General features: G+C 56.6%; 21 protein-coding genes. 11 read left to right on the top strand and 10 right to left on the bottom strand.

Annotated elements, in window-relative coordinates:
- Positions 1–447: 447 nt before the first annotated feature.
- A complete protein-coding gene (locus tag WMW72_RS31835) occupies positions 448–1,086 on the top strand; it encodes a TVP38/TMEM64 family protein (protein ID WP_341419632.1) in 639 nt (212 codons plus the stop codon).
- Between the two features lie 133 nt (positions 1,087–1,219).
- Positions 1,220–2,353 carry a GIY-YIG nuclease family protein gene (locus WMW72_RS31830; protein ID WP_341419631.1) on the top strand — a complete coding sequence of 378 codons (1,134 nt, stop codon included), beginning with the start codon at positions 1,220–1,222 and terminating at the stop codon, positions 2,351–2,353.
- Between the two features lie 117 nt (positions 2,354–2,470).
- Here WMW72_RS31830 and WMW72_RS31825 read toward each other — a convergent pair whose 3' ends face one another.
- Positions 2,471–3,145: a general stress protein gene (locus WMW72_RS31825; protein ID WP_341419630.1), complete on the bottom strand. Its 675-nt coding sequence runs from the start codon at positions 3,143–3,145 to the stop codon at positions 2,471–2,473.
- 309 nt (positions 3,146–3,454) lie between these two features.
- On the opposite strand from WMW72_RS31825, the gene WMW72_RS31820 reads away from it, so the two are divergent.
- Positions 3,455–4,420, top strand: coding sequence for a DUF4097 family beta strand repeat-containing protein (locus WMW72_RS31820; RefSeq protein ID WP_341419629.1), 966 nt, complete (start codon positions 3,455–3,457; stop codon positions 4,418–4,420).
- 232 nt (positions 4,421–4,652) lie between these two features.
- Here the strand turns inward: WMW72_RS31820 and WMW72_RS31815 are convergent, their stop codons facing one another.
- Positions 4,653–4,841, bottom strand: a complete 189-nt coding sequence (locus WMW72_RS31815) for a cold-shock protein (protein WP_341419628.1) — start codon at positions 4,839–4,841, stop codon at positions 4,653–4,655.
- A 95-nt stretch (positions 4,842–4,936) separates the two neighbouring features.
- A complete protein-coding gene (locus tag WMW72_RS31810; RefSeq protein WP_341419627.1) occupies positions 4,937–5,137 on the bottom strand; it encodes a cold-shock protein in 201 nt (66 codons plus the stop codon).
- A 348-nt stretch (positions 5,138–5,485) separates the two neighbouring features.
- On the opposite strand from WMW72_RS31810, the gene WMW72_RS31805 reads away from it, so the two are divergent.
- Positions 5,486–6,130, top strand: coding sequence for a phosphatase PAP2 family protein (locus WMW72_RS31805; protein WP_341419626.1), 645 nt, complete (start codon positions 5,486–5,488; stop codon positions 6,128–6,130).
- Between the two features lie 54 nt (positions 6,131–6,184).
- Here the strand turns inward: WMW72_RS31805 and WMW72_RS31800 are convergent, their stop codons facing one another.
- Positions 6,185–7,867, bottom strand: a complete 1,683-nt coding sequence (locus WMW72_RS31800) for a hypothetical protein (RefSeq protein WP_341419625.1) — start codon at positions 7,865–7,867, stop codon at positions 6,185–6,187.
- Between the two features lie 198 nt (positions 7,868–8,065).
- Here WMW72_RS31800 and WMW72_RS31795 point away from each other — a divergent pair, with 198 nt between their 5' ends.
- The 4 genes from WMW72_RS31795 to speD all read left to right on the top strand — a co-directional run bounded on the left by WMW72_RS31795 (position 8,066) and on the right by speD (position 13,336).
- Entirely contained in the window at positions 8,066–10,135 is a 2,070-nt protein-coding gene (locus tag WMW72_RS31795) for a putative bifunctional diguanylate cyclase/phosphodiesterase (RefSeq protein ID WP_341419624.1), read from the top strand.
- Between the two features lie 339 nt (positions 10,136–10,474).
- Positions 10,475–12,010 (top strand): GNAT family N-acetyltransferase, encoded by a 1,536-nt coding sequence (locus WMW72_RS31790; RefSeq protein ID WP_341419623.1) that lies wholly within the window; start codon positions 10,475–10,477, stop codon positions 12,008–12,010.
- Positions 12,011–12,029: 19 nt separating this feature from the next.
- Positions 12,030–12,914 (top strand): nitrilase-related carbon-nitrogen hydrolase, encoded by an 885-nt coding sequence (locus tag WMW72_RS31785; protein ID WP_341419621.1) that lies wholly within the window; start codon positions 12,030–12,032, stop codon positions 12,912–12,914.
- On the top strand, positions 12,908–13,336 hold the full coding sequence (gene speD / locus WMW72_RS31780) for an adenosylmethionine decarboxylase (RefSeq protein ID WP_341419620.1): 429 nt from the start codon (positions 12,908–12,910) through the stop codon (positions 13,334–13,336). Before WMW72_RS31785 ends, speD begins: the two co-directional genes overlap by 7 nt.
- Positions 13,337–13,428: 92 nt before the next feature.
- On the opposite strand, the gene WMW72_RS31775 is transcribed toward speD, so the two are convergent.
- The 3 genes from WMW72_RS31775 to WMW72_RS31765 form a co-directional block, all read right to left on the bottom strand.
- The gene (locus tag WMW72_RS31775) at positions 13,429–14,121 is read right to left on the bottom strand and encodes a DUF3105 domain-containing protein (RefSeq protein WP_341419619.1); all 693 of its coding nucleotides are present in this window, start codon (positions 14,119–14,121) and stop codon (positions 13,429–13,431) included.
- Positions 14,122–14,423: 302 nt separating this feature from the next.
- Positions 14,424–14,837, bottom strand: coding sequence for an ImmA/IrrE family metallo-endopeptidase (locus WMW72_RS31770; RefSeq protein ID WP_341419618.1), 414 nt, complete (start codon positions 14,835–14,837; stop codon positions 14,424–14,426).
- 39 nt (positions 14,838–14,876) lie between these two features.
- Complete coding sequence (locus WMW72_RS31765; protein ID WP_341419617.1) at positions 14,877–15,302, bottom strand: helix-turn-helix domain-containing protein; 426 nt, start codon at positions 15,300–15,302, stop codon at positions 14,877–14,879.
- A 255-nt stretch (positions 15,303–15,557) separates the two neighbouring features.
- On the opposite strand from WMW72_RS31765, the gene WMW72_RS31760 reads away from it, so the two are divergent.
- The gene (locus WMW72_RS31760) at positions 15,558–16,223 is read left to right on the top strand and encodes an RNA polymerase subunit sigma-24 (protein WP_341419616.1); all 666 of its coding nucleotides are present in this window, start codon (positions 15,558–15,560) and stop codon (positions 16,221–16,223) included.
- Positions 16,224–16,389: 166 nt separating this feature from the next.
- Here WMW72_RS31760 and WMW72_RS31755 read toward each other — a convergent pair whose 3' ends face one another.
- The 3 genes from WMW72_RS31755 to WMW72_RS31745 all read right to left on the bottom strand — a co-directional run bounded on the left by WMW72_RS31755 (position 16,390) and on the right by WMW72_RS31745 (position 19,977).
- A complete protein-coding gene (locus WMW72_RS31755; RefSeq protein ID WP_341419615.1) occupies positions 16,390–17,127 on the bottom strand; it encodes a cupin domain-containing protein in 738 nt (245 codons plus the stop codon).
- Positions 17,128–17,247: 120 nt separating this feature from the next.
- Positions 17,248–18,786, bottom strand: coding sequence for a leucine-rich repeat domain-containing protein (locus WMW72_RS31750; protein WP_341419674.1), 1,539 nt, complete (start codon positions 18,784–18,786; stop codon positions 17,248–17,250).
- Between the two features lie 63 nt (positions 18,787–18,849).
- Positions 18,850–19,977 (bottom strand): hypothetical protein, encoded by a 1,128-nt coding sequence (locus WMW72_RS31745; RefSeq protein ID WP_341419614.1) that lies wholly within the window; start codon positions 19,975–19,977, stop codon positions 18,850–18,852.
- Between the two features lie 592 nt (positions 19,978–20,569).
- On the opposite strand from WMW72_RS31745, the gene WMW72_RS31740 reads away from it, so the two are divergent.
- A complete protein-coding gene (locus WMW72_RS31740) occupies positions 20,570–20,806 on the top strand; it encodes a YqzN/YkzM domain-containing protein (protein WP_341419613.1) in 237 nt (78 codons plus the stop codon).
- A complete protein-coding gene (locus WMW72_RS31735) occupies positions 20,807–22,123 on the top strand; it encodes a phage tail sheath family protein (RefSeq protein WP_341419612.1) in 1,317 nt (438 codons plus the stop codon).
- The last annotated feature ends 139 nt before the right edge of the window (positions 22,124–22,262 follow it).

Genomic DNA, 22,262 nt, shown 5'->3' with positions numbered 1-22,262 from the left:
TTAGGGGGAATGGGAACGAGATGGGACTCGCTCTCCCCTTGACGAAAACGCCTCCGAGTTGGATGCTCTTCCACGGCATAATGTCACGTATGATTTGTTGTAGTATAGCTCAGTTGTCGCCTGCGCGCAAGATCCATTAAGTTGCAGCAGTTGAGCAGACCGATGCATCGGAGGAACCCAAACGGGTGGATTCCAACGTTATCCACAGGTTTATGCACATAGATCACAGGCTTGTATCCCTTTATGTGCATAAATCTGAAGATATATATAAACATATCCACAGAACTTCCTATCCACAGGTTGACCCTCCGTTTTGTTCACAGCCGGGTAACAACTTCGCTCGATCCTCGCGCGAGCGACTGACCTCATGGGCGCGTTCGTGGTAAACTAGAAGCACAAGCCCGGTAGATTTCTAGATGGGGCTGGAAACGGATGCGTACTAAGCTTATGAATATTTCCGACATCATGGCCGGACTCACCGAAGAAAACTTGAGAAATGCGCTGGAGCACTACCGGGCGCTTGGCCCGCTGCCCGGTCTGGTGGTTCCGTTCCTCAAATCTTTTATCCCTCCGTTGCCGACGCTGGTCATCATCGGAGTCAATGCGGCTGTATATGGACTATGGCTCGGTTTCCTCTATTCATGGCTCGGCATCGTTGCCGGGTGCGTCACAACCTTCTGGATCTTACGTAAGATAGCGGGGCATCGTCTCGTGCAGCGATGGTCGCGGAAGCCGAAGGTGGCCAAGGCCATGGCCTGGATCCGGAGGAATGCGTTCAGCTATGTATTCCTGCTTAGCTTATCTCCAGTAGGCCCGTTCGTGGTCATTAATATGGCGGCTGCGATCGCTAGGATGCCTATGCGCTCATTTCTCCTTGCGATTGCCTTGGGCAAGGCGGTCATGGTGTTCGCTGTTTCCTATATCGGGCATGACCCTGAGCGTTATATCCGAAATCCCCTGCACCTGCTGTATATTGTGCTGTTCGTTGCCGTCTCGCTGCTCGTCAGCCGCAGGATCGAAGCGCGCTTCGCCCGGCAGGAGAGAGACTCTGATCCATCGGACCTGGCGAAGCGAGAGAATTCCTGAGCCTGCGTTTTCTACGAGCAGGGCAGATGTGAGCGTATGGCCGGTTGTGTGCGGGGTTCCTGTGCCGGGAAGCCCCTTGCCGCAGCTTCCAAGGGATCAGCTGTGAGACGAAGTGACGGAGGAGAGACTGTGTATGCCGTTTGCCTTTCACCCCCATGAATATCCGCTTAGTCCCGGGTGTTATCTGATGAAAAACGACGTGGGCGAGATCATCTATGTAGGCAAATCCAAATGTCTGCGGAATCGCCTGCGCTCCTATTTTCAACAAACCCACCCGCGCAAGCGGACCCGGCAGCTGGTCGCCGAGATTGCCTCCATTGAGATTGTGCTCGTCAATAATGAGTCTGAGAGCTTGCTGCTGGAGAACAATCTGATCAAAATTCATAAGCCCAAGTACAACCGGGCACTGAAGCAGGATCACAGCGGGTACGCCTATCTCCAGCTCACGGCAGAACGGCTGCCACGTCTCGATGTGTACTACCGCAACCGCGGCCGGAGCCTCTCGCCCGAGCCCGGAGAAAAAGGCAGGTCTGTTGGCGGCAAGGAGCAGGAGCAAGAGGAGGGGGTCCGGCGCCTCGGTCCCTTCCGAAGCCGAAGGTTTCGCGATGCGCTGCTCGAATTTGTGACCGACCATTATGGACTGCGGACCTGCACGGTTCTGCCTAAGAAGGTATGTCTGCTGTATCATATCGGCAAATGCAGCGGGGTCTGCGAAGGCCAGATCACCGAGGAGGAGTACCGGGAGCGTGCCGAACAGGCGGCTGGGCTGCTGGCCCATCAGGGAGAGGCGCTGATCGCGGCGATGAGCGAGCGGATGGTAGCGTATGCAGAGCGCCTGGAATTCGAGAAGGCTCAGAATATGCTGGGTCATATCCGAAATCTGCAGAAGACGCCGGACAAGCAAATCGTAGACCGCGAAAGCATGGTGGATCAGGATGTCCTGTATTTTGGCGATAGCGGGGTGATGGTTGCCAAGGTACAAGCGGGAATGCTGCGAGATTTCCAGCTCTATGAGCTTGGAGCGGGCAGCGGGGAGGCTGCATGCGATTCCTTTCTCCTGACCCGGTATACGGAAGGACTGCCCCATGAACTGATCGTCAATAGGATCGGCGATGCCTCTTCAGTCCGGGCGGCGCTGCGCCGCCGTGGCCTGCGTCCCCCTGTCATTACCCGGCCCAGAAGGGGCTTGAAGTACGAGCTGCTGCAGCTCTGCAAAAGCAATTACGAGTACCGGACAAGCCGGGGAATCCCCGGTCAAGAAGGGTAAGGCAAGTAGGGACCCGAGGGCGCGGTCATATCTGCAGTCCTGGTTAACAGTCGAAGAAGGGTCGCCATTGAGGCGGACCCTTCTTTTAACGTGCAGGTCGGGCTATGGGGAGCGGGGTTAGTAGCGGCGGGGGGATGGCCCCTCTTCCGGACTTCCATCCCGGCCGTAATCAGTGGGCTCCTCTAGATGGCTCTCTGTGCTGCGGGTGGACTTGATGGCCGCTCGGGTCACATCCTTCGTCTGCTCACGGGCGCGTTCTACCGGATTGGAGGGAATGGAAGCGTTGTCCGCAGCGGGGAGCTTGGAAGCATTCAGAGAGTGGTTGGCGCGGAACGTTTCGATCGCACGGGGATCATGGAGGTCGTCGGACTCGACGAGCACCAGGATCTTGCCTTGCCTGATGTAGTCATCGTACGTCCGGGCCTCGTCTTCGGGAATTCCGAGCCCGATCAGACTGCCTACGATCCCACCGGCTCCGGCCCCTAGGGCTGCCCCTGCCAGTGTTGCCGCAATCGGTCCGGCGGCCAGAATCGGCCCGATTGCGGGAATCGCCAGTGCGCCGATGCCAGCCAGCAGACCCGTCACGCCGCCTACCATGCCCCCTGTGGCAGCTCCTGTCACCGCCCCGGTTTCTACATGGGAGCCAGTGTCCTGGCCGATCGTTTCCAGCTCCTCGGGATCTCTCCCGATGATGGAAATATGCTCGGAGTGGTATCCGTCGCTCTTCAACTGCTCGATCACACGGACGGCTTCGTCTTCATGGTTAAATACGCCGACAATCTGTTTACCCATTCGAAAAACCTCCCATACTCGTAGTGGGTGCCATCTTCTAGGCAGCTCGATCATGCCTGTATTTACTTAACCGCGGCTGTTCAGCTCTGAACCTGAACAGCCGCGCAGACTGAACAAAGCCCTGCTACCCCCCGTATTCCAGCGGCGTAACGAAAGCTGTATAACAGGGAGGACGTTCATGGAGACGAAAGTCTCCCGGGGGCATACTGGACCAAAGACGGGTCTGAATTCAGATCGGAGGTCTAACGCTAAGGCCGCTTAGATCTTGATATACTGGGTGTACCTAGTAACGAATGGAGAGATTATGTGATGCAGCGGAGTGTAGGTTTTATTCTGATCGCTGTCGGGATTATCATCTTGATTTACATGGCGAACCCGATGCGTTTATTTACAGGCGGATCCCTGATATTCAATGCCCAGGAGATCAACCAGGAAGAAACCATGGAGGCGGGCAATATCCGTAACCTGCGGATCGAGTCGTCCAGTGCAGAGATCGAGGTATTGCAGGGAGGCTCGGATAAGATTCAGGCACGGCTTAATGGTAAGGCAAGCACAGCCTTAGCCGAGCAGCTCAAGCTGAAGCTGGAGCCGCAGGACGATACCTTGCGGATCGGAATCGAGCTGCCGGAGTCTGCGGGGCTCGGCCTGCAGAAGCAAAACCTGGAGCTGCACGTGGAACTGCCGGAGAAGCTCATGAAGTCGCTGGTCGTGGAAACATCGAGCGGAGATGTCCGTCTGAATCAGGTGAGTGCGGACAACATTCAGTTGAAGGCAACCAGCGGCAATTTGACTCTGAATCAGGTTAACGGGGAGAAGATTTCGGCGCAGGCCTCAAGCGGTGATGTGGAGGCTTCCGGAGTGCAGGCGGCATCCGTCGATTTCCACACGGCATCCGGCAATATTGAGGTGTCCGGTTACACGGCTAATGAGCTGAAGGTGCAGGCTTCCAGCGGGGAGATCAAGATGCGGGATGGGCAGGCGATGGTCACAGGGATCACAGAGTCCGGAGGGATCCGGCTTGAGGCCGACGAGCTGACGCGCAGCATCGATCTGAAGGCATCGAGTGGAGATGTTATCCTCGCCGTCAGCCAAGAGCCCAAATCGCTCAAGCTGGATTACCGCTCAAGCTCGGGCGAAGGCAAGGTTAAGTGGGATGGGTTTGTTTATTCGATCAAGCAGGAGGAGGGCCGCCGGATCGAAGGCGCATTCGGCACGGGAGATGTTAAGCTGAACATCCGTACCAGCTCCGGCAACTTCAGACTGGAGAAGCGCTGACCAGCGGTCAGCGTTTTTCGTCTTTAATCGGCTCCTTAATGATTGCTCGACAAGGGGGGTAGACCGGCTTTATGACGCTGTATACCGCATATAGCGGGCTGCTAGGTATGCAGGATGTGCTGGCTTGCCAGCCTCGCCGCCGCACCCCGAGGCACAAAAAAAGCACAAACCGGTAGAGACCGGTTTGTGCCCGCGACTTTTTGGCCGTGGCAAGACGAAGAATTCATTGCGGCTAATGCCGCTTCAGAACCGGGAGCAACTTGGATCCCTGAACCATGGCCGAGCTGCAAATCGGACAAAGCGGGTCCTGCTCGAAGGAGAAGCTATCTCTCATCCAGCAAGAGCAGCCCGCTTGGCTGCATGTCCAAATGGCGGTCTCTTCCTGGGGAGTCGGTTCTGAGGATTTTTTGGAAAAATACATCGCACATTCCTCCTTGTCTTCTCTGCCAGCTAAAAGTAGGCGAACAAAGCGAAAAAGAACCGTCCCGTCCGGCACGGTTCTTTCTTAAACGACAATTACAGCTTGATAACGTTCTCGGCTTGCGGGCCGCGGTTGCCTTGTACAATGTTGAATTGTACGCGTTGGCCTTCATCCAAGGATTTGTAACCGTCGCCTTGAATAGCGCTGAAGTGAACGAAAACGTCTTTGCCGCCTTCGACTTCGATAAAACCAAAGCCTTTCTCAGCGTTAAACCACTTAACTGTTCCTGTCTCCATCTGTAATTCCTCCCAAAGGTTAGTGCCGTATGTAGAAAAAAAGTCACATCCGACTCAGGTCTTCCTTGCATGAAGTGAACACCTTTTATAGAATGTGATCTTGTGGCTTCATCTATACGAATAATTCATTATATCATGCAAGATTGTTCATAGCAATGCCAAGCTGTTCCAGCTCAGGAATATTTCAACTCTGCCGGATGGTTGCCAAAGGACTTTTCCCCACACCTCTTAGGCGCCTCAACGGGCAGATGTACGAGGCTTTTTGAGCAAGAAGTATGTTGTCAGAGGGCTTGTGATGCTATAATCGCTTATAGACAAGCTGACATTACAAGAAAGGTTGGAGAATAGATGAAAGCATGGGGGATTGCCCTGATCTGTGCATTAGGCTTTGCAGGTCTTGTGTGGTGGTTGCCGATGGACGGCACAAGTGCACTAGACCGGAGCTTTCAGACCGCTCTGGGGGGACGTGCAGGAACGGAGCCGGTGGCAGCGCTGCTGGCGCTGAACGGGCTGGGCTCAACGTTTGCTTTCGGAGGAGTGACGCTGGTGGCCGCGTTATTAGCCTGGGTGATGCGATTCCGGAAGGAAGCGGCGGCCCTTGTCCTCACGGTACTTGTGGCTCAGCTGCTCAATACCGGCTTGAAGGTGCTGTTCGAGAGGGACAGACCTGTACATAACGGTTGGATTTCGGTAGACGGCTACAGCTTTCCGAGCGGCAATGCGATGGTCGGCATGGCGCTGTACGGGATGCTGATCGTCATCGTCTGGAGCTGTGCGCGTTCCGGTCTTGCCCGCTGGGGGATGGCTGTGATCGGCATGCTGCTGATTCTGTTGATCGGCTTCAGCAGGCTGTATGTTGGCGTCCACTACGCCACGGACATTATAGCCGGCTATGTGGCAGGGCTATTCTGCGTTGCGGCCGTTGCCGGCCTGCTAAGGCTGGATGGAGGCGTGAGCAGCCGCAGACGGCGCTCCTATCTGTCGTTTCCGTAAGTATGAAGCAAGAAGGACCTGGCATGGGTAAAATGCCAGGTCCTTTCTTCATACTTACGGCCGGTAAACGGTGAAGTCGATCGGTTGTCCGTCCACCATACGATGCAGGGTGCCGTCTTCGGCAAGCTGCAGGACCTGCTCACGGCCCAAGACGCCGGTGTAGCGGATACCCAGCTCTTCACCCGCCGTAAAAACCGGCTTGCGGGAGCTTCGATCGGCGGCAAATGCGGCCAGGTCCGCGAGGCCCAGAGCACGGGCCTCCGGCACATCCAGCGCCTCGACGACGACGGCATTCGGCCTTCCCTCGCTGATCACGTTCAGCCGGTCAGAGGCTTCCTCGATCCGGAACGGCTGCAGCAGATGCACGGCGAAGTAAACGCCGCTCCCGCCCGGGACATGGACGTACAGTGACTGTCCGTCCTGCTGCCATGTACCTTTGGGCAGCACGCCCAGCACCCGTCCAGGCTCCGTATCCGGGATCGGGTAGACCGCCAGAATCACATTGCGGTCGAACAGCACCTCCGCATAGCGAGTCTGGTGACGCGGATCGCCCGGAGCAGCACCCTCTCCGGCCGAAGCATCGGCCGGGTGGTAGAAGTAGGCCTGGTTGATGCCGGGCTCAGGTCCGGCCGAGTCAAGCGGTAGCGTCACATCCCAGCGGTGCTGCTCGTTGTCAAACTCCTGGACGCGCTCCCAGATGCCCCCTGCGGCATAGGAGGAGGTGATGTAGACGTAGCTGTGCAGCTTGTCCTCGGGCGCAGCGGCCGTGCGCGGCACCGACTTGGTCACTTCCACGGGCTGCTGGCGATCCACCGCGAGATGAAGGGCATCCTCCGGCGCCGGATAATACAGGAAGCCCGCGTATTCGGTGCGCGGCATAGCCTCCGGCAGCTGGAAGCCGCCGAACTGCACATAGTCGAAGAGCACGTTCCCGTCGCGCGGCATATCATGCGGCCACCCGCGGGATTGGGCTCCGACCCAGGTGCCTTGCAGGTAGAACTGAGCCCGCTCCCGCCACAGGACATCGAGCAGCTCGGCCAGTGTACGCTTGATGGACGGCTCAGCGATCAGCTCCCAGGCACAAGTGAAGGCCTGGACCCAATGCCAGAACCAGGGCAGGGCTCCGTACTCGACCATCCCGTAGCGGCGGACGAAGGCCAGTGTCGCTTCTAGGGAGCGGACGCCGTCCTCCAGCAGCTCCCGGTCGTCGTACCGGCTGCCGAAGATGAGCTTGGCCGCCGTGTACTTGGCTTCATGGTGATGATAATGCTGCATAGGCACACGGTAGAAGCCGCTGCGGTATACATGCCGCAGCGCCGTATCGATCGCTTCGCGCAGCTCGCCTTCCAGCTCGGCGTCGTAGCGCTCGCGGAAGTAGACCATCAGGCTGCCCATGAGCTCGACAGGGAGCACGTGGGGCTTGGCCTCCCGCGGCGTAGGACGCAGCCCGAGCGGCCAGTGTCCGTAGGTGCTGCTGGCCGGGGCCTGATCCTGGAGGCGCAGCACGGCCAGCAGCACCGAGGCTGCCTGGGCCTTGGCCGCTTCACGGCTCAGAGGCAGAACTTCTCCGGGGTAGGGGCCGACTGCATAGGCGAATAAATACGATGCATAGTAGAAGTTATTGCGGATATCATTGTGAAACCATAAGCCATCTCCGGCATCGGGAAGCCGGCTGGCCGCCTGAGCAATCCGGACGACGAGCTCCGACTGCCTGCTGTGTGCTGAGGTTGTGTTCATATGATCCTCCTTTAAACGTTTCAATTCTATGTGATCATTGTACCTGATTTCTCAGTGTTTGGTAACCGTCTGCAATCAGAGAACGGGTACCGGGAATAAACAATAATTCTTAACAGGATGAAATTGACAATGAAAATAACTGTACTTTACAATCAGATTACTTAAACCGGTACTGAGGGCCGATGCCTTTAGTCCCAGATGGTGGTGATTGAACTGAAGGCTGATGGGCTTTTCTCGCAGTTGCTGCTGCAAGAATCATTTATGAAGGCGATTGTCGACCATATGGAGGAAGGTGTAATCGTGTACGACGCGGCGGGAGAGCCGCTTTTTTATAATGGTGCGGCGCAGAAGCTCGGACTTGTGGGCCAGGAGCCGGAAGCGCGTGCTTACTACCACCCGGACGGTCAAACCCCTCTGCTGGAGGAGGAGATGCCCTTCCGGCGGGTTCTGCTGGGCCAAACCGTGCAGCAGCTCCGTGTCAGGGGTCAGCCTGTCTATGGAGAAAGCGGAGACCTGCAGGGGGCCCTGCTGCTATTCAAGGATATCTCACGACGCAAGTGGGCGGAGCAGCGGCTGGAAGTTAGCGAGCAGCGGTACAAGTCGCTCTTCGACCATCATCCGGATATCGTCTGCTGGGTTGATCTGCAGGGACGCCTGATCCAGGCCAATGATGCGATTCACAAGGTGGCCGGCTACTCGCTCTCTCAATTGCCCCGGATGCTGCTGTCGTCGCTGATCGCCTCCGAGGACCGGGTCAGAGCGATGGAGCATTTCGAGGCGGCCAAGCAGGGTAAGCCGCAAAGCTTCGAGGTTCAAGCGCTGCACGCGGATGGTAGCCATCTGGACCTGTACGTCACATATATTCCGATGTACGTCAGCGGACAGATCGTCGGGATTTATATCGTTGCCAAGGATGTGAGCCAGGAGAAGGAAACGGAGTCGACGGCGCATTTCCTGGCCTATCACGATCCGCTGACTGCATTGCCTAACCGGCGCTCCTTCCACGAGCATCTGGGCGACCTGCTAACGGAGGCACGGGAGCGCGGCACGGAAGTGGCGGTCATGTTCCTCGATCTGGACCGGTTCAAGCTGATCAACGATACGCTCGGCCATGCGGTGGGCGACCGGGTGCTGAAGCTGATCTCGGCACGGCTGGAGCAGGGCCTCCACCGGAAGTATCCCCTGTTCAGACTGGGCGGGGATGAGTTCACGGTCGTGCTGCCGAATACGTCCTGCGAGCAGGCGGCCGAGGTCGCTGGGCTCATCCTGGAGCTGCTCGCGACCTCCTTCCAGATGGATGACAATGAGCTGCATATTACCGGCAGCATCGGCATCAGCATGTTTCCCGGCGACGGGAAGGATGTGGATACCGTGGTCCGGCATGCGGATATGGCGATGTACCGGGCCAAGGAGGAGGGCAAGAACACGTACCAGTTCTACACCTCGGACCTGAATGACATCTCACGCAAGAAGATGATGATGGAGAAGGAGCTGTTCCGGGCGTTGGAGCAGAACGAGCTGACGCTGTATTACCAGCCTCAGTGCCAAGTAGGAGAGCTAACGCTCACCGGCGTCGAGGCTTTGGTGCGCTGGCAGCATCCGGAGCAGGGCTTCATCTCACCGGGAGATTTCATCCCGCTCGCCGAGGAGACCGGACTGATCGTTCCGCTCGGCGAATGGGTGCTCCGTACGGCCTGCGAGCGGCATATGCAGTGGCGGCGGGAGGGCTTCGGCCCCGTCAAGATGGCCGTTAATCTGTCCGTCCGCCAGTTCAAGGACGAGCGGCTGGTGGAGCTGGTGGCCGATGCGCTGCGCGAGTCAGGGATGGAGGCGGCCTACCTGGAGCTGGAAATTACCGAGAGCATCGCGATGATCGACTTCGATTATGTGCGCGCCAAGCTCAATCAGCTCAAGGAGCTCGGTGTCAGCATCGCCATCGATGACTTCGGGACGGGATACAGCTCGCTTAGCTATCTGAAAAAATTCAGCATCGACAAGCTGAAGATCGATCAGTCCTTCGTCCGCGATCTGACGACCAATGAAGTGAATTACTCGATCGTCAAGGCGATTATTGCGATGGGCCAAAGTCTGAACGTCAGCCTCATCGCGGAAGGCGTCGAGGAAGAGGAGCATGCGCATATGCTCCGGGAGCTGGGCTGCGAGCATATCCAGGGCTACTGGTTCAGCCGGCCGTTGACGGCGGAGCAGGTCGGGGAGCGGTTCCTGAAGCCGCAAGAGGTCATGCAAGAGCTCAGCGACGCTAACTGATAGGTCGGCTTGCCCGGTCTTCTTATCCTTATGCAGCAGTAGCGGCATAGACTAAGAATGACTTAGCGCAAGGGGGCGCTGCGGCAGGCCGTCTTTTTACCGCCAGGATGACTAGGGGGATATCCCTGTAACGTTAAGCACGGGCAGCGCTGCTCCTGTGTTTTTTTGCTATACCTAGGCCGCTTGACGGCTCCGGTACATTCGGGGGACGGACGACTGTTCCGAAGCCGTTCTGTCTTAACAAATATGACGAACATTTACATTAGCTTTACCATCCGCTAACACGGGCATAAAATTCGGGGTGCATAGTAGAGGAAACAACCGAATGGGGAGTTATCCATGACAAAGGATCAGGTCTCGCAATTCGAAAAGAAAATGATTATCCGCAATATAGATACCGAAGATATCGACCGCATCATCGCGCTGCAGGATCTATGCTTTCCCAATATGCACCCATGGACGAGAGAGCAGATGGAAAGCCATATCCGGATTTTCCCGGACGGGCAAATCTGTGTGGAGCTGGACGGTGAAATTATCGGCTCGAGCTCGAGTCTGATCGTTCATTTCGAAGACTATCTGGAGCAGCATACGTATTCGGAAATTACCGATAAAGGATATATCCGCAACCATAACCCGCTGGGGGAAAGCCTCTACGGGATGGAGGTCATGGTTCATCCCGACTACCGGCGTATGAAGATCGGCAGACGGCTGTACGAGGCGCGCAAGCGGCTGGCGGAGAAGCTCAATCTCAAGAGCATCATCGTCGGGGGCCGCATCCCGGGCTACCACAAGTACAACGGGACGCTGTCGCCTAGAGAGTACGCGGAGGAAGTGCTGCAGCAAAATATTTACGATCCGGTGCTGACCTTCCAGATGATGAACGGCTTCACGCTCAAGCGTATCATCACCAATTACTTGTCCGATGATCAGGACTCGATGAATTACGCGGCACTGCTGGAATGGAATAATATCGACTATAAGCCCAGCAGCAGTAAAATTCACTACAAGCGGTCTTTTCCTGTACGGATCTGCGTGATCCAATACATGATGAAGAAGATCGATTCCTTCGACGAGTTCGCGACGCAGTGTGAGCATTACGTGGATGTGGCGGCCGATTATAAATCCGATTTTGCCGTATTCCCCGAGAATGTGACGATGCAGCTGCTGTCATTCCTCGAGGAGCGGTCCCCGAGCTCCGCGGTGCGCAAGCTGACGACCTTCACCTCCCAGTACGTCGAGCTCTTCTCGGAGCTAGCGGTCAAGTACAACGTGAACATTATCGGCGGCTCGCACTTCATCGAGCAGAATAACCGGATCTACAATGTGGGTCATCTCTTCCGCCGGGACGGGACGATTGCACGTCAATACAAGCTGCATATCTCTCCTAATGAGCGCAGGTGGTGGGGCATCAACGGCGGCTCCCGGCTGGAGGTGTTCGATACCGACTGCGGCAAGATCTCGATTCAGCTCAGCAGCGACATCGAGTACCCGGAACTTTCGCGCATCGTGGCGGAGGAAGGCGCTCAGTTGATCTTCGTGCCGTTCTGTGCAGAGGACCGGCCGACCTTCCTGCGTGTGAAGTACTGTGCGCAGGCACGGGCCATCGAGAACCAGGTATTCACGGTGACGGCAGGAACCGTGGGCAACCTGACACATGTGGACAACGTGGATATCCAGTACGCCCAATCCGGCATCTATACGCCGGCTGACTTTTCCTTCCCCCGCGATGGCATTGCCGGCGAGTGCAGCGAGAACACAGAGACCGTCATCATGGCGGAGGTGGATATGGAGATTTTGCAGCGCCACCGCAAGTCCAAGGATGTACTGACGTTTAGAGACCGTCGGACGGATATGTATACCATCAACCGTTCCTAGAACCAGCAGGAGGCGAGCTATGACCAAGATTACGGTAGCAACGATGCAGTACGGACTGACGGACCTTCGGTCGGAAGGTCAATTTTGGGAGAAGCTCACCCAGAACATCTGCGACGCGACAGAGCAGGGCGCGGAGCTTATCGTGTTCCCGGAGTACTTGACCGCGCATTTGCTTAGTTTGCAGCCTCTGATGACGCATGAAGAGGCCTGCCAGTACCTGGATAGCTGTACGGACGCTTACGTGCGTTTTTTCCGTCAGTGCAGCCTGATGTTTCAAGCGGTTATTCTCGGCGGCACGCATATCTGCAAGGAGCCTCACGGGTACGTGAACCGCGCGTACCTGTTCTTCCCGGACGGACGAGTCGAGACGCAGGATAAGCTGCATGTGACGCCGGAGGAGCGGAGCCAGTGGTCGCTGAACGAAGGAGACCGGCTGAATATTATCGAGACCGATTGGGGCAAGCTGGCTATCCTGACCTGCTACGATATTGAGTTTCCCGAACTGGGACGGATGGCGGCGGACAGCGGGGTGGAGCTGATTCTATGCCCGTCCTACACGGACGGTGCACATGGCTATCACCGGGTGAGACATTGCGCCCAGGCACGCGCGATCGAGAATCAGGTGGTCGTTGTGCTAAGCGGCTTGGTAGGGGCGCTGACTGAATCCCGTCCTCAGGTGGATCAGGGGTATTGCCAGGCAGGTATCTTTACCCCATGCGACTTCCCCTTCTCCGAGCATGGGGTGTTGCAGAGTGGGCGGACCAACGAGGAGATGGCGGTGCACGGAGAGATCGATTTCACGCGGCTATCCTTGAACCGCAGGCAGGGGGCCGTCGCTCCCTTCTACGACCGGCGTCCCGGTCTGTACGCCAGACACGGTCAAGCGATGGTCAGGGAGTGGTAAGACCGGATTACGGCACCTACGGCCGCCATGTAGCTGTAGATGCGTGGGGGATCGAGCCTCACCGGATCTATGAAGCCAACGAGCTGGCGCATCAGATGGTGCAGGCGGCCGAGGCCAGCGGGGCCACGGTGCTGTCGTTCCAAGCGAAGCAGTTCGAGCCGCAGGGAGCGACTGTGCTTGTACTGCTGTCGGAGAGCCATATGTCCATTCACACGTATCCCGAGAAAGGATTCGCGGCCCTCGATTGCTACGCCTGCGGCGAGACCGTCGATCCGCAGGCTGCGATCGAAGCGATGCTGCGGGTTCTGAGGCCGGCGGAGACGTCTAAGGTGCAGATCATCCGGGGTACAGGCCCCCTGTTCGTAACGGAGCCTGGCACGGCAGGCCGGACAGGTATGGATTTCCTGCGACAATTTAATTAGGAATAGCAGCCATAGGCAAAAAAAGTCCGCGAAAGCAAGTCGCCTGCCTGCCCTAGGCAATGGCTTGCTCACGCGGACACTAGATCGAATCCCTACATCGTACCGCCGCCGCGTCTCACGCTGGCGGGTATTTGTTCAGGACCTTGATTAATGAATTGATAGATGAAGGTTCCAGCCTTCTGCTCATCGTACTTGGTCAGCTCCATCGTTTTCGTCCAGGCGTTCATGACGACCTCGTCTCCCTCGGGAAGTTCCTCGCTCGGCACAGCCAGCACGCCGGCCCCGGCTTTGGTGACACGGGACAATGCTTTGACGGCTTCTTTAATGGAGGGGTCTGCATCCGGCCGGTAATAAATAAGAATATCCCCATGCTCCAAATTATGGACGAGCAGCTCGGTCTGGGGCTTCTTCTCATAGAAGCCGAACTTCAGATCATGAGGGCTGTGCGTACCCGAAGTCGGGAGCTTCATCTCGTATTTGACAGGCATGTCGGAATGTTCGCGTCCGTAATCGCGGTCTGTCCTGACCTCGATCTGTGCGTTATAGTTGAGCTTCTCAAGTTCATCATTGCTTACGGCGTTCTGCACTACGGCTATTAATATAACCAGGACAGCTGCACCAAACAGCGAATGAGCCGTAAGTTTCATGCGGCGGCTTTTCTTCTTCAGCGCAGCTTTCTGCTCTTTTTTCAGCCTGCTCGTGTTGGCGTTATCCCACTTGGCAGCGATGACATAACCGACGATCGCGGCAATGAGGATGATTCCGCCTGTAATCCCGAGTATCATATTCCGATCTCTTCCTTCGATTGAATTTGTGTAGATAGAGGAGGGGAGTTTCACACTACGCTGTGTAGTGTTAGTGTCAATGAGAAATGAAAGCTCCCACAAGCACTGTTCTCTTCATCCGCCAAGCCCGCATAACTTACACTACATATTATAGTGTAAGAATGAAGCCGTTACAAGCTCAGCTCCACGCCCCGCCAAGACATCCTACGCACCAGAGGGGAACGAGCTAAAAGAAAGGACACCGCCTGCCGTAAGGCGATGTCCGTGATTCCATAGCCTGGCCTGGGTCCCCGGGCAGGGACTCAGGTACCGTAATAATGCCGCATCTCCTCGGGAATGCCGTTGCGGGCGCACAGCTGCTCCACGGTTTCCCCAGGCTCCGGGTGGTCTCCGGCTGTGAGCAGCCGGACGGCGAAGACATTGGCCTGACGCTCGAACTTGCCCGGGTTGAAGAAGGTGTGCTCCTCCAGGAAAAACCGGCTGATTCCCTTGTGAAGCCGGTCATGCCCGAGCTCATGCGCACATACGAACCGTTTCCATTCATCCGTCAGCTTATCATGAATGACGATAAATCGGCGGCGCAGCTTGCGGTAATAGATGCCGCGCGTCTGCTCTCCGAGATCATGGTACCGGATATGAATGCCGAGCTCCTGCGCAAGCCGGAACGGGCAGTTGGTATGGTGCCGCTTGATCAGCCGTTGAATGATTTCCTCCATGAACCCACGCTCCAATGCGTTGATAAGTCGACCCGGCACCTAGCGGGTGGCGTCGTTCTTCGTGTCGGACGCTTTCTTGCGTTTATTCATCTGTTTGGCTTCCCAGAACAGGCCGGTTAGCACATCGAGCACGCGCTGTCGGTCTTTCTCATTCATCGGGATACCGTCGAACATGACCTCCCCGTCTTCTTCCAGCATGCGCTTGAAATCCCGCTTGTCCTTGGACGTTGCCCATGCGGGTGCGGTATTGCCCGAGACTGGCTCCAGCAGACTGCGCCCCAGCAGATAATCGGTGGTTGTATGCAAAATATCAGCGATACGCTGCAGGTCCTCGCTGGAAGGAATGACGCGGTCGTTCTCGATATGGCCAAAGTTGGATCGTCCCATGCCGATCTGCTCGGCAATATCATGCTGTGTAAGGTCGTACTGTTTCCGCAGATCGCGGATCCGGCTGCCCAGAGACATGGCGGTGCCCTCCTGTACAATAAAATGGTATTTTAAATACTTGACGGTATTATGGATACCTTTTATAATGAGAAAACAAATACTGGAAATGAGTTGAAACTTCACTAATTTGGAGGGAAACGGTAGTAACCATACTCTTCTTTCAGTATAGTGGGTAGCCATATTACTGTCAATGAATAGCAATAAATAAGCTATTGGGGACAATCATCCCTGAAATGGTATTTTAAATACTCAACAATAGAGGAGTGGAACCTAATGAATCAACCTACGATGATCACTGAACGGACCACGCCATCCAAAGCCGTCTCCCAGCACTGGGTCGTGGTGAAGCTGAAGGATTACAAACGGCTGGTCGGACGCATGAAGTTCCTCGAGAAGCATCCGGTCGGCAACGGATACTCGCTCAGCTCCATCCAGCACGATGACAAGCTGCAGGAGCTGCACCGGCAGCTCCGGGCGATGCCGTCTTCGATGTATTTAAACGAACGGGAGCAGAAGCTGGAGACGGTCGCCCACGCCTACCTGGAGCGGTATCCGCTAGGGACGAAAAGCCAGCTTCGCGAGGTGCAGGGCTTGCAGGGAGGGAGCGCAGCCGATGAGAGACTGCTCCGCGAGCTGGAGGGCAAGATCCGCAAGGTGCTCGAGGCACGGATCGGCTATTCCGCGGACCAAGGGGGTATCCAGGGCGTGATCGAGCGGGTCAGCGAGCTGCAGGATTTGCAGCGGGAGGTCGAACTGATCGACCGGTCGCTGGACACGCTCGGCGAGTACAAGCCGGAGTACAGCCAGCTGCTGCGCCTAAGGTACGTCGAAGGCCGCTCGGTCGATGAAGTGGCCGGAGAGTTCTGCATCGCGCGCAAAACCTTCGACCGGTGGAGGGCGAAGGCGGTTGAGGAGTATGCGAGGCTAGCGGGGGAGTGACAGGCGCCTGAGCTTAGTTCAGGCAGCAAAAGCTGGGTCGCCGGAACGGCAGTCCGTATGTAACCCGCATACACGGCTTGTCCAGGCGGGGCCAAAGCCAAGAGAGGCTTGTTCAGCCTCTCCTTGGATACGGTACGGGTATCCCTTGTCTGACTGTTAACTCAAGTCATGGGAACGACCAGAACCCGGCCGGCTGGCCATGCGGCTGCTGCTGGTAAGCATGCGGAGGGTATGCATAAGCCTGAGGCTGGGACTGCAACATACGCTGCCAAGGCTGAGCATGAGGATAATGCCCTTGATTGACAGACGGGTTGGCATGATGACCGTGGTGGGTATGATGCGCCTGATGGGGCGCATTCGTCATGCCGCTCTGAACCTGACCGGTCGGACAGTCGCTGGGTGGACCGATGATCACCGTATTCCGGATGGGCGCGAGCGTGTCTTTCACTTTGGCCTCATCCAGACAGTAAGTATGGGCCAGTATGGACGGCGGGGTCAAACGCAGAATATCGGAGCCGAAGATGGCCTCCGGCGTCGGTGCGTCGAAAATCGCGATCAGGTGCGTGTTGTCGACCGTGGCGATCTCATAGTGCCACCAGCCCTGCGGGACATTCGCGACCTGGCCCGGCTTGATGGGGTAATTCAGCAGCTCATTGGTAAAAGGATTGATCAGCGAGACGACTGCAGCGCCAGAGACGCAGTAGACGAGTTCCGATGCATTCTGATGAATATGCGGCTCGACGACATTACCCGTGCTGAGGTAGATGTCCAGCAGCGAGGTGTTGCCTAAGGTGTTCAACTGCTGGATGCCCACCTGAGTGATATAATTCCGGTCATCCTTCTTGTAAAACATCTTGTTGTTCATATCGAAAAAGAACTGTGTGGTTGGTGCTGTGTAATCCATGTAAGAAATCATGTCTCCAATGTCCGCCTCTCCGTAGCATGCCTGCCAGTATAGGATATGGGCTATACTATGCAAGCGCCCAGAGGAGGGTGCAGCCTTTAGAAGTAACCGATCTGGCCGCTATCTGATGTAGCTATGCCAGATTTCTTCCTGTTCCTCGGTCGTCTCGCCGATGAGCGTAGAGAAATCGACAGGCTGTGAGAATTTGTCCTTCATCAGATCGAACTGCGCGAAGCTGCCCGTGAATTTGCGTAAGGACGAAGAGGCGGCTATATCCTCCAGCTGGCCTACCTGGTCAGAGCCGCTCAACTCAAGCTCCTGGAGCACCGGGAGTTTCGCCAGAGCCGAAAGGTCAGCGACAACGGTATCCTTAAGCTCCAGCCGCTCCAGGCTGGTGCAGCCTTTCAGAAATTCGACATCCGACAGCGTTAAGCCCTTCAGGCACAGCTCTTTGAGCTTCCGGAGCTCCCCCAGTGCGTACACAGCCGCCTGAATGTCTGCGGCCATCTCCCGCCCGGAGCTGATGACTTCCAGCTTGCGGAGACGGTTCAGTCGCGATAGCACATGCAGCTGACCAGGAGTGGATATTGATACCGTGAGTGATCGCAGGCTCTTGCTATTCCCGAGCGGGGAGAAGTCCGTCACCGGCGTGTTCTCGAGATCCAGCTCCTTGAGCTTAGGCAGAGCTGCCAGCGAGGCAATATCTTGCACGCCGGTGCCTGTCAAAAATAACTGCTGCAGATGAGGCAGCGCCTGGAGAGGGGTCAGATCGGTAACCGGGTTGCCACCCGCATAGAGCACCTTCAGCTGCTGACAGCTGCGGAGCGGGGAAAGATCATAGATCCCGTTGACGCTTAGCGACAGCTCGCGCAGCTCTGTGCAATATTGGAGCGGAGTGATGTCCGTAAGCTCCTCGCGGATCAGGTATAGCTGCTTGGCTTGTGTAAAGATCTCGAAGCTCTTGGATTTCGCCGCTATAAGCTGCCGCCACTTCTCGTCCAGCGCCTGCTCCGCCCACTGCAGCTCATCGCTCGCTGGGGCGGATCTCTCTATCGCGGTGAAAAGAGGCAGCTGAAGCGAACGAATCTTATCCAGAAAATGTCCCCCTGACTCTGCGCCGTAAGCCCAGCCTGTCCACTCTTCGTCCTCCTCAAATACCGAGTAGTTTCCCTCTTTCACCGTGTCGCGCATAAAGCGCAGAACATCGGTCAAGCTTCGCGAGATGACGTACTTCGTCTCCTCGTCCCGGCCGAAATTAATGACTTGGCCCTTGCTTCCCCCTGTGTCCGGGTCCATATCGATGCCGAGGTGATTGCCGCCTCCATCCTCACTCAGGGGCAGCCAGCCCCGGTTGATGTACCGCTCCTTGATCCAGCCAAGGGGGACGGAATAATGGTTGCCCTGTTCCCCGTATTCCCGCTCAAGTCCTGCCCAAGTCGACCACTCCGACACTAACTCGTCTAGGGACAGAAACCGAAGGCCGAAGAACAGGCCGGGACCCAAGTTATCCTCTCCGTTATGAAGCAGGTACAGCTCCCTCAACTCCTGCGGAAAAGGTACCCCGAGACGCGCCTCGGTCTGCATAAGCTGTGCAGGCGTGGCCGGTTCCTTCAAGGAAGCCTCGAGCTGAGGCAGCTTGTCCTTGAGCAGAGCTTTCATTTCGTTCAAATAAGCGGTAAGCGTCATAGCGTGTACACTCCCTTCCCTAGCTTGTTTACCCTGTTATATATGTAATAAGACTGCGGCCAACTGGTTGGTTTGTTTCCCCTGAGGGTATACCGCGATGGCGTAAGCAACGTTGCTGATTCGGCACAGCTCCGGCAGAATCAATCTGCCCTCCATAGGAATTTCGAGGACCTCTCCCGTCAGCCGGTTCGTATAGCCCTGTTCTCCGGTATTCATATATAGCGCCTGCAGCTTCCGGTTGCGGACCACCGCCCAGCCATTACCGTCCTCAACCGTAAATCGGAGGACAAACGTCCCTGGCTCCAGTATCACCGGCTTCCAGAGGCTATAGAAATCGGAACTATGGACGAACAATTCCGTTGTCTGGACCATTCCGTCTGGCGAGATCAGGGCCAGATTAAGCGTCTTGCCCTTTGAGAAAATAATCGTCGAGGGCTGTTCGAAGCTTAGCTCGGCCGCTTCCAAGGCATCATAATCGGGAAATGGGATGAGGCGCTCGCGGAGTACGGCTGCCGTTGCTGGATCGACCTGGCGGTGGTGCAGAAGCAGCGTGCCGTCCGACTCCTCCTGTAGAGCGACCATCTGCAAGGTTCCTTCCTCATCCAGGGTCAGCTTGTTGTTCTTGGGCATTGGAAGCTTGAGCTCCTTGCGGGAGGCGATCCGGCTGCCGCTGCGGTCAAAGGTCAGGCGGAGCAGTTTGTCCGGCTTCTTACCGCCGAAAGGATCCACATCGTGAAACCAGACGTTGCCTGCTGCTGTGCCTACATAGGTCCCGGCGAATTCGCGGGCGCCCTTTGGCTGGTCCAGACCGCTTCGTCCGTGCAGCGGCAGCTCGATCTGTAGCTCCCTGGCTCCGCCAACGGTTACGACGGAGGTCCAGAGCTCTCCTTGGGGACTGTAGAACAGCTCGGGAAGAATACCTTCCTTCTCCGTCCATGTGGAACTGAGTTGTCCATCGGCATCCAACTCGAGGTACACCAGATCATACAGTCCTGTACCGTTAGGATTGTAGGCATAAGCGGCGATCATCAAGCCTCCCTCCCGCGTAGCGAGAATGCCTTTTAAAGAAAGACCCGGTGCATGAGTCAGTATAGTAACGGTACTGGTCTTGCCGGTATGCAGCATCGGCTGCCAGTCGTGGCTCGAACGGGTAAGCTCGATCATGGGATCACTCTCCTTAAAATGAGGGGCTTTCTACTGCCTCTTCCATAGTAACCCATTCGTTCCGTCGGCTAATATCCAACCCAAGGACCAAAAGACGACCGTGTGGGTGTTCCGTTGTCCATCTCATCTGTGCACGGGGTGGGACGTTCAAGGGCTGTCTGCAGAAGTTCATCCGTAGTCGACCAATCTAATGAGGGGGACTGTTACGTCTTCTGTACAGGCAGGCCCGATCATTCTGGCAATAGCTGCCTACCCCCAAGCGATAAGGGCAAGAGCCAGTCTATTTCCCGAGGTGACGCATGCCTGACGCATCCTTGTCCCGGAGCTGGCCCGTCAGAGTCGCAAAACGCCCGAAATCCCGTGTTATTATGATATCGTGGGAAAGTTAGAAAAGAGATGAACGAAGACGGCGGTTCCGAATCGGAGCCGTCGTTTTTGTTTGTCCTTGAGGCGCTGGCAGAGGCGGACGGACCGGAGGGAAACGAGCCGCCCGTTCTGACAGCGGTTGGGCCGAGCAGGTAGAAGCCTCCTGTACACAGAGCCCGGCCGCCTGACTTTCCCTCACCACGAAGTGAAGGGAGTAAGGAAAACAATGACCAAACGTAAAGGTTCCGACGCGGAAGCAGCCGGGGAAAGCGCAGTGCCTGCTGCTGTTGAAGCAGCTGCTTCGGAGGCTGTCCCTTACAGCAAGGAACAGCTCCTGCAATCTAGCCAGTATGCACAGCTGGATAAGGATGTGCTGACGGCGCTGCTGGAGGACGAAGGCTTGTACACGAAGGAAGAAGCGCAGGCGGTAATTGACCAATTTATGAAGAGGGCGGTGCTGTAAATGGCAGGAGGAACATGGACAACGCAAAATAAGGTGCGTCCGGGGGTATACATCAATTTCGCGGGAGAAGGCAAGCCCGCCGGCGCGGTAGGCGAGCGCGGGATCGTGACGCTTGGGCTTCCGCTGAGCTGGGGCGAGCCTCGCAAGGTGACGGCGATCGCAGCGGGCGACAATGTGCGCGAGCTGCTCGGCTACGACATCACCGCACCGCAGCTGGTGCTGGTGAAGGAAGCGCTCAAGCGCGCCAAGACGCTGCTGCTGTACCGGCTGAATGATGGCGTGAAAGCCTCCGCTACCGTGACGGCCTTGACCGTCAAGGCCAAATACAGCGGTCTGCGGGGCAATGACTTGACCGTGATCATCCAGCCGAACATCGACAACAATACCAAGTTCGATGTCCGCACGCTGCTGGCTGGACAAACGATCGATAGCCAGACCGTAGCCGATATCGCCGGTCTGAAGGCTAACGCCTGGGTGACCTTCAGCGGCACAGGCGCCCTCACCGCAACGGCAGGCACTCCGCTGACCGGCGGTACGGACGGCGCGGTGACCAATCAGGACCATACGGACTATCTGGGCGCCGTCGAAGTGTATAACTTCCACGCGCTGGCTCTTGTTTCCGCGGATGCTGCACTGAAGTCCGTCTACGCCGCCTTCGTCAAGCGTCTTCGCGATGCCGAGGGCCGCAAGGTCAAGGCTGTGCTGGAAAACTATCCGGCTGCCGACCACGAGGGCATCATCAGCGTGAAGAACGGTGTCGTGCTGACGGACGGCACGGTGCTGAACGCTCAGAAGGCCACCGTCTGGGTGGCTGCAGCTACGGCAGGCGCTCTGATGAACCAGTCGCTGACCTACCAGGCTTACGACGACGCAGCGGATGTAGACACCCGCTATACGAATGCCCAGATCGAAGCGGCGCTGCTAGGCGGCGAATTCGTATTTGTGCCGGGAAGCGGTACGGCGATCGTCGAGCAGGATATCAACACGTTCCGCAGCTACACGCCGACCAAGGGCCGCGTCTTTTCCAAAAACCGCGTCATGCGCGTGCTGGACGGCATCGCCGACGATTTCAAGCGGATCTTCGAATCCTACTATATCGGCAAAGTGGACAACCATGCGGACGGCCGCAATCTGTTCCGCAAGGAGTGCATCGCGTATCTGGATACGCTGCAGAGCATCGGGGCGATCCAGCAATTCGACGCCAAGACCGATATTACGGTACTGCCGGGCGAGGATGCAGACAGCGTCTATGTCGAGCTGAACGTGCAGCCGGTCGATTCCATCGAAAAAATCTACATGAAAGTGACGGTGAAGTAAGATGGCATTTCTGGAGGCAAGAAATACGATGCACAGAAATAGGGTAGAGGTTTTGGTGAATATCATTGATTTTACGGGGGTTTTGAGGTGTGCGGAATTGATAGTTAAAGTAGGTGACCATTTTTTGACCATATTTGTT

The organism is Paenibacillus filicis (genome assembly GCF_038070315.1).
GTDB classification, from domain to species: Bacteria; Bacillota; Bacilli; order Paenibacillales; family NBRC-103111; genus Paenibacillus_G; species Paenibacillus_G filicis.
This window is presented reverse-complemented; position numbering and strand designations above follow the sequence as displayed.

Coding starts and splice junctions, on each gene's coding strand:
- WMW72_RS31835 (WP_341419632.1), top strand. CDS start 448: ATGAATATTTCCGACATCATGGCCGGACTCACCGAAGAAAACTTGAGA.
- WMW72_RS31830 (WP_341419631.1), top strand. CDS start 1,220: ATGCCGTTTGCCTTTCACCCCCATGAATATCCGCTTAGTCCCGGGTGT.
- WMW72_RS31825 (WP_341419630.1), bottom strand. CDS start 3,145: ATGGGTAAACAGATTGTCGGCGTATTTAACCATGAAGACGAAGCCGTC.
- WMW72_RS31820 (WP_341419629.1), top strand. CDS start 3,455: ATGCAGCGGAGTGTAGGTTTTATTCTGATCGCTGTCGGGATTATCATC.
- WMW72_RS31815 (WP_341419628.1), bottom strand. CDS start 4,841: ATGTATTTTTCCAAAAAATCCTCAGAACCGACTCCCCAGGAAGAGACC.
- WMW72_RS31810 (WP_341419627.1), bottom strand. CDS start 5,137: ATGGAGACAGGAACAGTTAAGTGGTTTAACGCTGAGAAAGGCTTTGGT.
- WMW72_RS31805 (WP_341419626.1), top strand. CDS start 5,486: ATGAAAGCATGGGGGATTGCCCTGATCTGTGCATTAGGCTTTGCAGGT.
- WMW72_RS31800 (WP_341419625.1), bottom strand. CDS start 7,867: ATGAACACAACCTCAGCACACAGCAGGCAGTCGGAGCTCGTCGTCCGG.
- WMW72_RS31795 (WP_341419624.1), top strand. CDS start 8,066: ATGGTGGTGATTGAACTGAAGGCTGATGGGCTTTTCTCGCAGTTGCTG.
- WMW72_RS31790 (WP_341419623.1), top strand. CDS start 10,475: ATGACAAAGGATCAGGTCTCGCAATTCGAAAAGAAAATGATTATCCGC.
- WMW72_RS31785 (WP_341419621.1), top strand. CDS start 12,030: ATGACCAAGATTACGGTAGCAACGATGCAGTACGGACTGACGGACCTT.
- WMW72_RS31775 (WP_341419619.1), bottom strand. CDS start 14,121: ATGATACTCGGGATTACAGGCGGAATCATCCTCATTGCCGCGATCGTC.
- WMW72_RS31770 (WP_341419618.1), bottom strand. CDS start 14,837: ATGGAGGAAATCATTCAACGGCTGATCAAGCGGCACCATACCAACTGC.
- WMW72_RS31765 (WP_341419617.1), bottom strand. CDS start 15,302: ATGTCTCTGGGCAGCCGGATCCGCGATCTGCGGAAACAGTACGACCTT.
- WMW72_RS31760 (WP_341419616.1), top strand. CDS start 15,558: ATGAATCAACCTACGATGATCACTGAACGGACCACGCCATCCAAAGCC.
- WMW72_RS31755 (WP_341419615.1), bottom strand. CDS start 17,127: ATGGATTACACAGCACCAACCACACAGTTCTTTTTCGATATGAACAAC.
- WMW72_RS31750 (WP_341419674.1), bottom strand. CDS start 18,786: ATGAAAGCTCTGCTCAAGGACAAGCTGCCTCAGCTCGAGGCTTCCTTG.
- WMW72_RS31745 (WP_341419614.1), bottom strand. CDS start 19,977: ATGATCGAGCTTACCCGTTCGAGCCACGACTGGCAGCCGATGCTGCAT.
- WMW72_RS31740 (WP_341419613.1), top strand. CDS start 20,570: ATGACCAAACGTAAAGGTTCCGACGCGGAAGCAGCCGGGGAAAGCGCA.
- WMW72_RS31735 (WP_341419612.1), top strand. CDS start 20,807: ATGGCAGGAGGAACATGGACAACGCAAAATAAGGTGCGTCCGGGGGTA.